Below are 14,052 nucleotides of genomic sequence, written 5' to 3' on the forward strand. Positions count from 1 at the left end.
ATAACTCAAAGAAGTGAACATTTTATTTAAAAAAGATACTTGGCAGGAAATTTATTATTCACTGAGGAATAATAAGCTCCGCACGTTCCTTACCATGATTGGAGTGGGTTGGGGGATGTTTTTGTATGTGAGTCTTCTTGGAGCGGCAAAAGGAATGGAAAATGGTTTCGATAAGCTATTCTCCGGATTTGCGACTAACTCTATTTTTCTCTGGGCTCAGAAAACCTCTATTCCGTACGAGGGATTTCCGAAAGGCAGGGAGGTTCACCTCCAGTTATCTGATATGGATATGCTGAAAAGGAAAGTTACTGCCATAGATTATATTTCCCCGCAGAACGCCAGGGGAAGCTTTACAGGAACACCTGGTGAGTCTATGTCGAGAAATGGCAAAAGCGGAACCTATTCTCTTACGGGAGATTACGCGGTAGGAAATAAAATTTCTGAGAAAAAACTTATTTTCGGACGTTACCTTAACGATGCTGACGTTGTCGGAAATAAAAATGTAGTGGTGATTGGAGAAGAGATTTATAAAAATTTCTTTGATGCCAAGAAAAAAGAAAATCCGGTTGGGAAACAGGTTAATATAAAAGGTCTGTTCTTTAATGTGATTGGTGTTTTCAGAGTGAAAAAAGGGGGTGGTTTTGAAAATGACCGGACTGCTTTTATCCCGCTTTCAACCTATACGAAAATGTATAATGCCGGAGAGCAGATTGACATGTTTGCCATTGTAAGCAAGCCCAATGCTAACGTTAATGGAGTAGAAGAAGATGTAAAACTTGTACTGAAAACTAAAAATAAAGTGTCCCCCGAAGATACCAATGCCTTCGGAAGTTTCAACCTGGGCAAAGAATTTAAAAAGCTGACCGGTTTCCTTACAGGAATGCAGCTTTTAACCATTATCGTAGGAACACTCACTATCCTTGCTGGAGTTATTGCCATCTCGAATATCCTTCTGATCACGGTAAAAGAAAGAACAAAAGAAATTGGAATACGAAGAGCTTTAGGGGCAAAGCCGGCTGAAGTAAGAAACCAGATCCTTCTGGAAAGTGTTGTTATTACGCTCTCTTCGGGGATTCTCGGGTTCATGTGCGGGATATTTGTACTGATTATTTTAAATATGGTGACCCAGAACCAGGATGAGTTTCCGTTCTACAACCCGACTGTCAATTATGGGAACGTATTTGGTGCCATGGCGGTAATGGTAATTCTTGGCCTGATTATCGGGATGATCCCGGCGCAGCGTGCGGTAAAGATCCGGCCGATCGAAGCCCTGAGATCAGAATAGTCATGTGATGATGCGGTGATATGATGATGTGCTTATTTGAAATTGATTTTAATGTTTAAATTTTTTAATCATTAAATATTTAAATAAACTAATAACCTTTTTAATAGTAAAAATAAACTAGATATATGAAAAAGAAATTCACTTGGAAAAAAGCCATTTATATTGTACTGGGGCTTTTATTTGCAGTGGCATTGTTCTCCGGGATCGGGTATCTCGTGAAATCCAATTCTAAAGAAAGTGAAGCTTTCCTGACCAGAAAACCAAAATACCAGGACATGGAAGACAAGGTGATGGCGACAGGGAAGATCATCCCAAAAGAAGAGATCGAGATCAAACCGAATATTGCAGGTATCATTGATAAAATTCTGGTAGATGAAGGTGATAAAGTAACCGCAGGACAGCTGATTGCTACCGTGAGAATCATTCCTAATATTGCTGATGTAAACAATGCACAGCAGGAAGTGGTGAACTCTCAGCTGCAGATCAGCAATGCTAAAATGAATGTGGATAATATGCAGAAGCAATATTCTATGCAGGAAAAGCTGTACAAGCAGGGCGTTATTTCCAAGCAGGAGTACCTGAACTCACAGCAACAGCTGTTTTCACAACAGCAGGCTCTTAGAAATGCCAACCAGCAGCTGGCTACAGCTCAAAAAAGATTACAGATTGTAAAAACGGGAGCTACTCCGGAACTTCAGGGTCTGGCAACAACGCAGATCCGATCCAAAGCAGCAGGTACTGTTCTTGAAGTTCCTGTAAAAGTAGGAAGTCAGGTAATCGAGGCCAACTCATTCAATGCAGGGACAACCATCTGTTCCATTGCGGACCTTAATTCTTTGATCTTCCAGGGAGAAATAGATGAAGCTCAGGCAGGGAAACTGAAGCAGGGAATGGATATGAAAATCGTGATAGGTGCCCTTCAGAACAAAACGTTCCCGGGAAAACTGACTATGATTGCTCCTAAAGGAAAAGATAATTTGGGAACCATAAAATTCCCGGTAGAAGGGGATGTAAACAATCCTAACAACGAATACATCAGAGCAGGATTCTCTGCCAACGGTGAAATCGTTCTGAAATCGGAAAAAAATGCTTTACTGTTGGATGAATCACTTATCCAGTACGAAAAGAAAAACGGAAAAGACACTCCTTTTGTAGAAGTGAAACAGCCGGATGGAAAATTCAAAAAAGTATATGTGAAATTAGGGGCCAGCGACGGGATCAATGTACAGATCCTTTCAGGAATCACCAAAGACTCTGAGGTGAAAGTATGGAACCCTTCCGATAAGGATAAAGAAGAACTTAAAGAAAAGAAAAAATCTTAAACAATCACTATCATATTTAAACTGTAAGATCCTGGGAATTATTTCTCAGGATTTTTTTATTTTAATTGTTTACTGATGTAACGGATACTTTTAATAAATTGTCTTAAAAGAAATAATAACCATATCATCCCATACACCATGAAGAAAAGCTACCTTATTCTCTTTTTCTTTATAGCCGCAAAATTCATCCTGCAGTATTCCCTGGTCAGCCCTGAATATGAGCTACACAGAGACGAATATCTGCATCTGGACCAGGGCAACCACTTAGCCTGGGGCTATCTTTCCGTTCCCCCGGTAAATTCATGGCTGGCCTGGCTTGTTAAAACACTCGGAGGATCCGTATTTTGGGTGAAATTTTTTCCGGCATTCTTCGGAGCAATGACCATCGTTGTTGTCTGGAAAATTATTGAAGAGCTTCAGGGCAGTTTATATGCCAAAATTCTGGCTTCAACAGGTATTCTGCTTTCAGTACTTCTCCGGATCAACATGCTTTTTCAGCCTACTTCACTGGAGGTATTGCTATGGACCCTTATCTATTATGTTCTGATCCTGTATTTTAATTCCGAAAAAATAAAATGGCTCTACCTTGCTGCCGTGATCTTTGCACTAGGCGTTCTGAATAAATATAATATTGTTTTTTCCGTATTGGGAATTATTCCCGCCATTCTGCTCACCAGACAAAGGAAGGTCTTTGCCCAGCCTCATCTTTACGGGGCGGGACTGCTGGCTTTACTGATTGTATTTCCTAATCTCTTGTGGCAGTACCATTATAATTTTCCTGTTGTTCACCATATGAAAGAACTTGCTGAGAGTCAATTGGTACATGTCAACAGGCTTGATTTTTTCACATCACAGATCCTTTTCTTTATAGGCTCCCTATTGGTGATTATTGCAGGATTTTATGCCCTGCTTTTTTATAAACCGTTTGATAAGTTCAGGTCATTCTTTTGGATGTATGTAATCACCATTGCCTTATTTTTGTTTTTCAGGGCCAAAGATTATTATGCCGTTGGGCTCTATCCCGTTTTTATAGCATTCGGGTCTGTTTTTCTGGCCCATACTTTTGAAAAAGGCTGGAAGAAGTTTTTGAAGTCTGTCTTTATCCTGATTCCTGTACTGCTGTTTCTCCCCTTATACAATATTGCTTTTCCCAATAAAAGTCCGGAATATATCACCAGCCATCCTGAAAAATATAAAAAAATGGGACTGCTTCGTTGGGAAGACGGTAAAGATCATGCACTGCCCCAGGATTTTGCAGATATGCAGGGTTGGAAAGAGCTAGCCCAAAAAGTTGATGAAGAATATTCTCAGCTTTCAGAAAGTGGCAGGACTTTGGTTCTTTGTGATAATTATGGACAGGCAGGAGCCATTAATTACTATTCCAAAAAGGGAGTACGGGCGGTCTCCTTCAATGCGGATTATATCAATTGGTTCGATCTCAGTAAAAAATATGATAACCTGATCCGGGTAAAAGAATTTTCAAAAGAAGATGATGAATTAAAAGAAACAGGCCCTTATTTCGAAAGCTCCAAAGCCGCAGATTCCATTGTTAATAAATTTGCCCGTGAAAAAGGAACCACGATCTTTAGTTTTAAAGGAGCGAAAATTGATATCCGCGCAAAAATCAGGGATGAAATTAATGAAGTGAAGCACAGAGACTAATACTCGATTCATTATGATCTAATATCTGAGCGTGAAACATCTTCTGATTTGTTGATTCGCAGATCAGTGACAATAAATATATAATCTGGCAAAATATTAACGCAACATAATTGCATTAATGAGATTTTATTTTAACTTTGTAATGAAAAGCGAACAGCTAAAATCAAAAACAGACTAACAGCCAATATTATTTAGCAAAATGGAAAATTTCGAGGTTATTATTATAGGCGGTAGCTATGCCGGATTATCAGCAGGAATGTCTTTGGGAAGATCATTAAGAAATATCCTGATCATCGACAGTGGAAAGCCTTGTAACAGGCAGACTCCCCATTCACATAATTTTATTACCCATGACGGAAAAGCACCAAAAGAAATTTCTGATCTTGCCCGGAAACAGGTAGAAACATACGATACAGTGAAGTTTCATGAAAGCTCCGTGATAAAATTGAGAAAAACTGATGCCGGATTTGAAACAGAAACCTCTGCCGGCGAAAAATTTTATGCTAAAAAGCTGATCCTGGCATCAGGAGTGAAAGACATTATGCCGGGTATTCCCGGATTTGCAGAATGCTGGGGAATTTCAGTCCTGCATTGTCCTTACTGCCATGGCTATGAAGTGAGAAATGAGGTAACCGGAATTCTTTCAGATGGTGATATGGCCTATGAATTTTCAAAGCTGGTGTATAATTTAACTAAGGATCTTTTTATATTCAGTAATGGCGTGTCGGATCTTTCAGAAGACCAGAAAAGCAAATTGTCCCAGAATAATATCAGCCTCGTTGAAGATGAAATTGAAAAAATAGAGCACGAAAACAGAAACATCGGAAAAATAATCTTTAAAAGCGGAAAAGAAATCTCCTTGAAAGCACTGTACGCTAAAATACCTTTTGAACAAAATATCAACGCTTCCGGAGACCTTGGCTGTGAACTGACGGAACACGGATTTATCCAAATTGACTCTATGCATAAAACCAATGTTTCCGGTGTTTTTGCTTGCGGTGATAATGTCACCATGATGAGGTCTGTTGCCAGTGCTGTTGCCCAGGGAAATTTAACGGGAGCTATTGTCAATAAAGAACTTGCAGATGAAAGTTTTTAATTATATATTATATTGGTGCTGTCCCTGCAGAAATTTCTGCAGGGATTTTTTTTACTTAAATTTTGCCGCAAGAATATATTATCGTAATATTGCGATATAATTAATTTCATGGGAGCTACAAAAACAGATTTTTTTACAGATGAGCAGAATAAGATTGCAGTCATTGCTAAAGCTTTGGGCCATCCGGCGAGAATTGCGATCATTGAATATCTTCTGAAAGTTAATGAATGCATCTGCGGAGATATCGTTAATGAGTTGCCCCTGGCACAACCTACCGTTTCGCAACATCTGAAAGAATTAAAGAATGCGGGCCTGATCAAAGGAAATATTGAGGGCAATTCTGTATGCTACTGTATCGATGAAAAAGCGTTTGAAATTTTAACTGCTTTCTTTTCAGATATTATTTCAACTGTTAAAAAGCAGAATTGCTGCTAAAATTTTTTTGAATTGAATCATCGTAATATTGCATTATAACAATTAAAATATTGAATTATGAAATTATCAGACATTAAAAACATTTTACCGACATTGGAAAATGTAGAATTCCAGCTGGAAGACGGAAGATGGGTACCGGAACATTTCCATGTTACAGAAGTAGGGATAGTTACCAAAAATTTTATCGACTGCGGAGGAACCATCAGAAAAGAAGAACGTGTAAATTTTCAGCTCTGGAATGCAGATGACTATGAGCACCGTCTTAAATCCGGAAAATTGCTGCATATCATCAACCTCTCAGAAGAAAAGCTTGGAATTGGAGATTTTGAAATAGAAGTGGAATATCAGGATCAGACCATCGGAAAATATGATCTGGAATTTAACGGTAAAAACTTTATCTTAAAAAATAAACTGACGGCCTGTTTAGCTGTTGATGCCTGCGGAATAGAACCTGCAAAACAATTGAACAGCAGCTCAGCCGGATCTTGCGCCCCGGGATCAGGATGCTGCTAATATTTAATCTTTATAATGATAATGAAGAAAAAAGTTCTTGTTCTCTGTACAGGAAATAGCTGCAGAAGCCAGATAGCAGAAGGCTATTTAAAATATTTTGCAGGAGATAAAGCAGAAATTTACAGCGCAGGTATCGAAACCCATGGGCTCAATAAGAATGCTGTCCAGGTAATGAAAGAAGACAGGATTGATATTTCCCTGCACACCTCCAACTTTGTGGATGAATATAAAAATATAGAATTTGACTTTGTGATTACAGTATGCGACCATGCTAAAGAGAATTGTCCATATTTTATTACTCAAGCAAAAGTTTTTCATCATAATTTCCCCGATCCTTCAAAAATTTCCGGAACTGAAGAAGAAGTAAAACAGAATTTTATAAATACAAGAGATCTGATTAAAAGTTACTGCCGGCAGTTTGCAGAAGAAAACCTGTAATACATACTAAAAAGAAAAGATTTGCAAAATAACAGGTCTAAAAACATACTTTCTGATGTCAAAATCTTACAGGAAATTCCGTACATTTGAAGTGAAAAATTTCAAAAACTAAAAGTAAAATGGACATTATTTTCGACCTGATTGAAAAAGAGAGACAAAGACAATCCCATGGATTAGAGCTTATTGCATCAGAAAACTTTGTTTCTGAGAACGTGATGAAAGCAATGGGAAGTGTACTCACCAACAAATATGCTGAAGGATATCCCGGAAAAAGATATTATGGAGGCTGTGAAGTAGTAGATGAGGTTGAAACATTAGCCATCAACAGAGCAAAAGAACTTTTTGGCGTTGACTATGTTAACGTACAGCCGCATTCAGGATCTCAGGCTAATGCTGCCGTTTATCTTGCAGTTTTGAAAGCAGGAGATAAAATTATGGGAATGGATCTTTCAATGGGAGGACACCTTACTCATGGTTCAGGAGTTAATTTCTCAGGAATTCAATATCAGGTAGTTTCTTATGGTGTTCAGAAAGAAACAGGACTTATTGATTATGATCAGATGAGAGAGGTTGCTTTGAGAGAAAGACCGAAAATGCTTATCGCGGGTTTCTCAGCCTATTCAAGAGATCTTGATTATGCTAAATTCAGAGAGGTTGCGGATGAGATCGGAGCAACACTCTGGGCAGATATTGCTCACCCGGCTGGTTTAGTGGCAAAAGGACTGCTGAATTCTCCATTTGAGCATTGTCACGTAGTAACCACTACTACACACAAGACTTTAAGAGGTCCAAGAGGAGGGATGATCATGATGGGTAAAGACTTTGAAAATACATACGGCCACAAAACCCCGAAAGGAGAAACCAAAATGATGAGCCAGGTATTGGATGGAGCTGTTTTCCCTGGAATTCAGGGCGGGCCGCTGGAACATGTTATTGCCGGTAAGGCAGTGGCTTTCGGTGAAGCATTGGACGGCCAGTTCGACACCTATGCCAAGCAGGTTAAAGCCAATGCACAGGCACTGTCAAAAGCTATGACCGACAGAGGTTTTGATATCGTAAGCGGCGGCACAGACAACCACCTAATGCTGGTAGACCTCAGAAATAAGAATGTAAACGGGAAAGAAACAGAAAAAGCATTAGTACTTGCAGATATTACATGCAACAAAAATATGGTTCCTTTTGATGACAAGTCGCCGTTCACAACTTCCGGTATCAGACTGGGAACTGCAGCGATCACCACAAGAGGTCTTAAAGAAAATGATATGGATACCATTGCAGGATTAATCTCTGATGTGGTTGACAATATCAAAAATGAAGAAGTTATCGCATCGGTAAGAAAGAAAGTAAATGAACTGATGGAAGGCAGAGCTCTGTTCAACTATTAATTTGATTTTAAAACATTATAATAAAGAATGGGCATCTGTCCATTCTTTTTCATATCTGTGTTATGGAAAAAAAATCTTTCACCTTTGATGAAATAAAGCTAAAACTGGTAAATTACTGTGTTTATCAGGACCGGTGTCATGCGGAGGTTGAACAAAAAATGAGAGAATTTCTGCTGATTGATGAGGCAAAAGATGAAATTATCCTTTACCTTCTGAAAGAGAACTATCTTAATGAAGAAAGATTTACACGAAGCTATATCAGGGGAAAGTTTTATATCAAGCATTGGGGCAGGAATAAGATCAGAATGCATCTTAAACAGAAGCAGATCTCAGAAAAACTAATCAACAGCTGCTTTGATGAAATAGATGAAGATGATTATGAAAAAGTGATCAGGAAAATCGCCGAAGATTATTATTCCAGGCAAAAAGGAATGCAGGAATATCAGAAAAAATCTAAAACATTAAAATATTTAATGAATAGAGGCTTTGAATATGAAAAAATAAATGATACTTTTGCCGAAACATAAATCGTTAATTGAAAAAAGAAAAAATTTGGCTCTCACCTCCTCATATGGGAGGAAATGAGCTTGAATATATACAGAACGCATTTGATGCCAACTGGATTTCCCAATACGGTTCCAATATAGATGAATTTGAAAAGAGCCTGGAAAATTATTTAGGCAACGATTCGCATGTCACAGCTTTGTCTTCCGGTACCGCAGCTATCCATCTGGCACTAAGATTATTAAATGTAGAAGAAGGAGATTTTGTGATCTGCCAGTCTTTTACATTTGTAGCCTCCGCCAATCCTATTCTTTACCTGAAAGCCGTCCCGGTATTCGTAGATAGCGAAAACCAGACCTGGAATATGTGTCCGAATGCTCTGGAAGATGCCGTAAAGTACTGCATACAGCAGGGGAAAAAGCCTAAAGCAATCATTGCAGTATCCTTGTATGGAATGCCTTTTATGGCGGAAGAAATACTCCAGATCTCAAAAAAATATGAAATTCCTGTTGTTGAAGACAGTGCAGAAGCACTAGGCAGTAAATATAAAGGGCAGCCCTGCGGAACCTTTGGAGACCTTTCTATTATAAGCTTTAACGGGAATAAAATTATTACAACCGGTGGTGGTGGGATTTTGATCTCAAAAAATGTACATTTTAAAAACAGAGCACTTATTCTTGCCACACAAGCCAAAGACAAAGCAGAATTTTACAGCCATTCTGAATTAGGCTATAATTACAGGATGGATAATATTGCAGCAGGGATAGGAAGAGGACAGCTGGAAACACTGGATGAAAAAATCAGACAAAAAAGAAAAAATCATGATTTTTATCAAGAACTGGTGAAAAATAATGAAAATATTGAGCTGTTTTCTGCTCCCAATAATGACTTTTTTTCAAACTATTGGCTTAATACTGTTATTTTAAAAAATGAACTTTCGAAAGAAAAGCTTAGAGAAATATTTTCGCAGAATGACATAGAAACCAGATATCTATGGAAACCAATGCACCTACAGCCCCTATATAAAAAGAGTAAATTTTTTGGAAATAATTTATCTGGTACACTTTTTGACACAGGACTTTGCCTGCCGTCAGGGACCAATTTAACAAATGATTACAGATCTAGAATTTCTGAAGTTTTAGACAATGAAATTCATTAAATTTGTTGAAACTTTAAGGATAGATAGGATTTTATTTTATTTTTGTATCTATTCTTAAGAATTAATATTAACAAAAAGCAGGGGTTAACCTATTAAACATGAACACAAATTCAGACAATGTACAGCTCTCTTAGAAAAAAAGTATTCGGAGGTGATAATGTTGTCAATCTCTCAGACGTAAGATATCTTCCCAGATGGATAATACTTGTAATAGATATTATTATTCTGGTCATGTCTTTATTTCTTTCTACTTATACTATCGAAAAAATTACCCAAAAAGAGTTTGTTTATCATGAAGATAAAAGCATTGTTTTTGCATTTATTATTTTGATAAATACAATTTTTATGTATTTTTTCAAAACCTATGCAGGAATTATAAGACACTCTACGTTTATTGATCTTTTCAAACTGCTGATTTCCTGCTTCTGTACTATGACTGTAGTAGGATTAGTCAATCTTATCTATTTTTGGTCAACAGGCGGAAAGTTTATACTGACACCATTTCTGATATTGTACTTTATCATTTCTTTCATGGGATTATTCCTTTTCAGACTGTATGTGAAAGAATTTTTCCATATTGTCAGAGAATATAGAAGAAGTGCTTTGAAAAAGAGGATTTTAGTATTGGGTATTGATGAGCAGTCCATTGCTATAGCCCGTGCTATTTTAGATAATCCAAGCCTGCCTTATCAGGTGGTAGGTTTTCTTACACAGAGAACAGACTCTAAAAGAGCTTCTTTATTAGGAAAGCCTATCTATGAGAAAAAAAGAATAGAAGAGGCTACGAAAGAAGATCTTATTATCGATGGAGTCATTATTGTTAAGGAAATGATGTCTAAAGATGAGATGAATTCATGGGTTAATTTATTTTTAGAAAAGGATTTAAATATATTCAAAGCTCCGTCTGTACAAAAATTAAGAGACAGCGACCTAGGAGGAGCAATCAGGAACCTTCAGATTGAAGATTTACTTAACAGGAAACCAATAAAAATTGAAAGTGAAGAGGTCAGAAGCAGACACTTTAATAAAAATATATTGGTAACAGGTGGTGCGGGATCTATCGGAAGCGAAATCGTAAGACAGGTTGCCCAGTTTAATCCTGCACTAATTGTGGTTCTGGATCAGGCTGAAACACCATTATATGATATTGAGCTAGAGGTGAAGGAAAAGTTCCCTCATATCAGATTTAAATTTGTTTTAGCAGATGTTTCCAATATACATAGGGTTGAACCTGTATTTCAAACCTATAACTTTTCAATGGTATACCATGCTGCTGCGTATAAGCATGTTCCGTTAGTTGAAGAAAATCCTAATGAAGCTATTCGGGTCAATGTTTTAGGATCAAAAAACATTGCTGTTTTATCAAGCCGTTATAAAGTCAACAGATTTGTAATGATCTCTACAGATAAAGCTGTAAATCCCACCAATGTAATGGGAGCTTCCAAAAGAGCTGCTGAATTATTCGTTCAGTCGTTACAGCATCTTGAAGGGAATACAACAAAATTTATTACTACCAGATTTGGAAATGTATTAGGATCGAACGGTTCAGTGATTCCACATTTTAAAAGACAGATTGAATCCGGAGGTCCGGTAACTATTACACATCCGGATATTGTAAGATATTTTATGACTATTCCGGAAGCCTGTGAGTTGGTTCTTCATGCAGGAACAATGGGGAAAGGGGGAGAAATATTTGTATTTGATATGGGAGAACCTGTAAAAATACTTGATCTTGCGAGACGAATGATTAAGTTATCAGGTTTTGAACCTAATATTGACATAAAAATTATCTATACAGGATTGAGACCTGGTGAAAAACTGTATGAAGAACTCTTAAGTGATAACGCTAAAACACTTCCTACGCATAATGAAAAGATCATGATTTCTAAAGACCCAACTATGGAATTCCTGGAAATAGAAAGTCTTATCAACTTGATTACAGATGCGTCTGTAATGGAAGATAAAGTAAATGTAGTGAAGCTTTTAAAAACAATTGTTCCGGAGTTTAAGAGTAACAATTCTGTGTATGAACAATTAGATAAATAAATAAATTATAAATGTATATTTGTACAATTTTTAAGATATGAATGGAAAAATATTAGTGATATTTTTGGCATTAATGCTGGTTTCCTGTAAGGTTAATCAAAGTAAACCAAATGACTTGAACTATATGCAGAATATAGAAAAAGTGGCTATCGAATCATCAGCAAAAAATTCTAAACCGACAATACAGACAGGTGATCAGTTGATTATTCTGATCACAGCAAAAGATATGGACGTAGTGAAGCCATTCAATCAGAATTATTCATCTTCTGAATTAGTTCAAACCAATTCATTGGCTGGAGGAAATACTCCAAACCAAGGAATGACAACAATTTCCGGGCCTACATATATCGTAGATGCGGAAGGAAATATTGACTTTCCCATTTTAGGTAAGATTAATACTACAGATAAATCTTTAGTTGAATTTAAAAATGAACTTCGGGAAAAGATGACGGAGTATATTATTAATCCTACTATAAGCGTAAGGCTAACCAATTTCAAAGTTACAGTGTTGGGAGAAGTAAATAGACAGGGAGATTATACTATAACAAGCGGTCAGGCTACAATATTAAATGCACTTGGTCTGGCAGGTGATCTTACTATGTATGGAAAAAGAGATGATGTTTTAGTTATAAGAACAGAAAATGGTGTGATTACTCACGGAAAAGTTAATTTACAGGATGCTAATCTTATTAATTCGCCTTATTATAATTTAAAGCAAGGGGATGCAATTATAGTTTCATCCAGTAAAACAAAGGATTTAGCGGCTAAACAAAATCCAAACACAGCACTTTATTTAACTGCTGCATCTATATTGGTTACCGCAGTTGCTGTAGTAGTTGGCTTATTTAAAAAATAAGTCATCTAATATTTAAGTAATTAAGCCTTTTAATAGAATGATGAAAAATGAAATTATATAAAATAGCCGTTATCGGACAAGGATATGTAGGTCTACCTTTATCCTTAGAGTTTTCAAACCATTTTCCTGTTTTGGGATTCGATATTAATATAGAAAGAATTGACCAAATTAATAATGGTGTTGATATAACTCTTGAAGCGGATATCAAAAAACTTAATGAAGGTTTAAAAAAATATTCAGATACGAATGGCGATATAGGTTATAGAGGTACAAATGAATTAAATGAAATTTCAGATTGCAATATTTTTATAGTCACTGTACCAACCCCTATTGATAAATATAATGCCCCAGATTTAAGCCTGTTAATTTCTGCTTCAAGGATGCTTGGAAAAATTATAAAAAAGGGGGATATAGTAATATTTGAATCCACTGTTTTTCCTGGTTGTACAGAAGAAGAATGTGTCCCTGTATTGGAAAAGTATTCTAAATTGAAATTTAACAAAGATTTTTTTGTTGGATATTCTCCCGAAAGAATTAATCCGGGTGACAAAATGAATACTTTGACGAGTGTAAAAAAAGTTACTTCTGGATCTACAGAAGAAATAGCTGATGAGGTAGATAATTTATATAAAAAAATTATTATAGCAGGAACGCATAAAGCACCTAGCATTAAAGTAGCAGAAGCATCTAAAGCTATTGAAAACGCACAAAGAGATGTGAATATCTCTTTCGTTAATGAGTTGGCATTAATATTTGATAGAATGGGGATTGATACTAATGATGTTCTCGAAGCTGCGGGCACCAAATACAATTTCCTTAAATATAAACCAGGCTTGGTAGGAGGGCATTGCATCTCTGTGGATCCATATTATTTGGCCCATAAAGCAGAGCAGTTGGGATATTACCCAGATATTATTTTATCTGGCCGGAGAGTAAATGATTCAATTGCAAAGTTTATAGTTTCAAAAGTTGTAAAGTTATTAATATCAAAAAGTAATATTATTAAGAACTCACAAGCGTTAATTTTAGGCGTAACTTTCAAAGAAAACTGTCCAGATATTAGAAATACGAAAGTAATTGATATCTATAACGAATTGATGGAGTATGGAATAGAAGTAGATATTTTTGATCCATGGGCAGATAAATTGGAAGTTAAACGTGAGTATGGAGTTGATATTTTGGATCAACTTCCAGAAGATAAAAAATATGATTCTGTTATCATTGCAGTTTCCCACCAAGAGTTTCTTACATTGGATTTTGAAAAAATAAAAAAAGAAAATAGTATTATTTTTGATACTAAAGCATGTATTGATAGAAACTTAGTAGATGCAAGACTCTAGTTTAGAAT

The 14,052-nt window shown here is 36.5% G+C and carries 13 protein-coding genes; all 13 read left to right on the forward strand.

Annotation, left to right across the window (positions count from 1 at the left end; translation table 11 throughout):
* The first annotated feature begins 13 nt into the window (after positions 1–13).
* Positions 14–1,285: an ABC transporter permease gene (locus AC4IFE_RS00095; protein WP_490753922.1), complete on the forward strand. Its 1,272-nt coding sequence runs from the start codon at positions 14–16 to the stop codon at positions 1,283–1,285.
* 125 nt (positions 1,286–1,410) lie between these two features.
* On the forward strand, positions 1,411–2,607 hold the full coding sequence (locus tag AC4IFE_RS00100; protein WP_490753924.1) for an efflux RND transporter periplasmic adaptor subunit: 1,197 nt from the start codon (positions 1,411–1,413) through the stop codon (positions 2,605–2,607).
* A gap of 138 nt (positions 2,608–2,745) precedes the next feature.
* A complete protein-coding gene (locus tag AC4IFE_RS00105; protein ID WP_490753926.1) occupies positions 2,746–4,269 on the forward strand; it encodes a glycosyltransferase family 39 protein in 1,524 nt (507 codons plus the stop codon).
* A gap of 199 nt (positions 4,270–4,468) precedes the next feature.
* Complete coding sequence (locus tag AC4IFE_RS00110) at positions 4,469–5,368, forward strand: NAD(P)/FAD-dependent oxidoreductase (RefSeq protein WP_490753928.1); 900 nt, start codon at positions 4,469–4,471, stop codon at positions 5,366–5,368.
* A gap of 108 nt (positions 5,369–5,476) precedes the next feature.
* Positions 5,477–5,803, forward strand: coding sequence for an ArsR/SmtB family transcription factor (locus AC4IFE_RS00115; protein ID WP_490753930.1), 327 nt, complete (start codon positions 5,477–5,479; stop codon positions 5,801–5,803).
* Positions 5,804–5,860: 57 nt separating this feature from the next.
* Positions 5,861–6,316 (forward strand): DUF6428 family protein, encoded by a 456-nt coding sequence (locus AC4IFE_RS00120; protein ID WP_490753931.1) that lies wholly within the window; start codon positions 5,861–5,863, stop codon positions 6,314–6,316.
* A gap of 21 nt (positions 6,317–6,337) precedes the next feature.
* Positions 6,338–6,754 (forward strand): arsenate reductase ArsC, encoded by a 417-nt coding sequence (locus tag AC4IFE_RS00125; protein ID WP_490753933.1) that lies wholly within the window; start codon positions 6,338–6,340, stop codon positions 6,752–6,754.
* A gap of 119 nt (positions 6,755–6,873) precedes the next feature.
* Positions 6,874–8,139, forward strand: a complete 1,266-nt coding sequence (glyA, locus tag AC4IFE_RS00130; protein ID WP_490753935.1) for a serine hydroxymethyltransferase — start codon at positions 6,874–6,876, stop codon at positions 8,137–8,139.
* A gap of 62 nt (positions 8,140–8,201) precedes the next feature.
* Entirely contained in the window at positions 8,202–8,666 is a 465-nt protein-coding gene (locus AC4IFE_RS00135; protein ID WP_490753937.1) for a regulatory protein RecX, read from the forward strand.
* Between the two features lie 8 nt (positions 8,667–8,674).
* Positions 8,675–9,802 carry an aminotransferase class I/II-fold pyridoxal phosphate-dependent enzyme gene (locus tag AC4IFE_RS00140; RefSeq protein ID WP_490753939.1) on the forward strand — a complete coding sequence of 376 codons (1,128 nt, stop codon included), beginning with the start codon at positions 8,675–8,677 and terminating at the stop codon, positions 9,800–9,802.
* Positions 9,803–9,919: 117 nt separating this feature from the next.
* Positions 9,920–11,848: a polysaccharide biosynthesis protein gene (locus AC4IFE_RS00145; protein WP_490753941.1), complete on the forward strand. Its 1,929-nt coding sequence runs from the start codon at positions 9,920–9,922 to the stop codon at positions 11,846–11,848.
* A gap of 37 nt (positions 11,849–11,885) precedes the next feature.
* Positions 11,886–12,704, forward strand: a complete 819-nt coding sequence (locus AC4IFE_RS00150) for a polysaccharide biosynthesis/export family protein (RefSeq protein WP_490753943.1) — start codon at positions 11,886–11,888, stop codon at positions 12,702–12,704.
* 47 nt (positions 12,705–12,751) lie between these two features.
* Positions 12,752–14,044, forward strand: coding sequence for a nucleotide sugar dehydrogenase (locus AC4IFE_RS00155; RefSeq protein WP_490753945.1), 1,293 nt, complete (start codon positions 12,752–12,754; stop codon positions 14,042–14,044).
* The last annotated feature ends 8 nt before the right edge of the window (positions 14,045–14,052 follow it).

The organism is Chryseobacterium sp. UF-81 (genome assembly GCF_058245105.1).

Coding starts and splice junctions, on each gene's coding strand:
- AC4IFE_RS00100 (WP_490753924.1), top strand. CDS start 1,411: ATGAAAAAGAAATTCACTTGGAAAAAAGCCATTTATATTGTACTGGGG.
- AC4IFE_RS00105 (WP_490753926.1), top strand. CDS start 2,746: ATGAAGAAAAGCTACCTTATTCTCTTTTTCTTTATAGCCGCAAAATTC.
- AC4IFE_RS00110 (WP_490753928.1), top strand. CDS start 4,469: ATGGAAAATTTCGAGGTTATTATTATAGGCGGTAGCTATGCCGGATTA.
- AC4IFE_RS00115 (WP_490753930.1), top strand. CDS start 5,477: ATGGGAGCTACAAAAACAGATTTTTTTACAGATGAGCAGAATAAGATT.
- AC4IFE_RS00120 (WP_490753931.1), top strand. CDS start 5,861: ATGAAATTATCAGACATTAAAAACATTTTACCGACATTGGAAAATGTA.
- AC4IFE_RS00125 (WP_490753933.1), top strand. CDS start 6,338: ATGAAGAAAAAAGTTCTTGTTCTCTGTACAGGAAATAGCTGCAGAAGC.
- glyA (WP_490753935.1), top strand. CDS start 6,874: ATGGACATTATTTTCGACCTGATTGAAAAAGAGAGACAAAGACAATCC.
- AC4IFE_RS00135 (WP_490753937.1), top strand. CDS start 8,202: ATGGAAAAAAAATCTTTCACCTTTGATGAAATAAAGCTAAAACTGGTA.
- AC4IFE_RS00145 (WP_490753941.1), top strand. CDS start 9,920: ATGTACAGCTCTCTTAGAAAAAAAGTATTCGGAGGTGATAATGTTGTC.
- AC4IFE_RS00150 (WP_490753943.1), top strand. CDS start 11,886: ATGAATGGAAAAATATTAGTGATATTTTTGGCATTAATGCTGGTTTCC.
- AC4IFE_RS00155 (WP_490753945.1), top strand. CDS start 12,752: ATGAAATTATATAAAATAGCCGTTATCGGACAAGGATATGTAGGTCTA.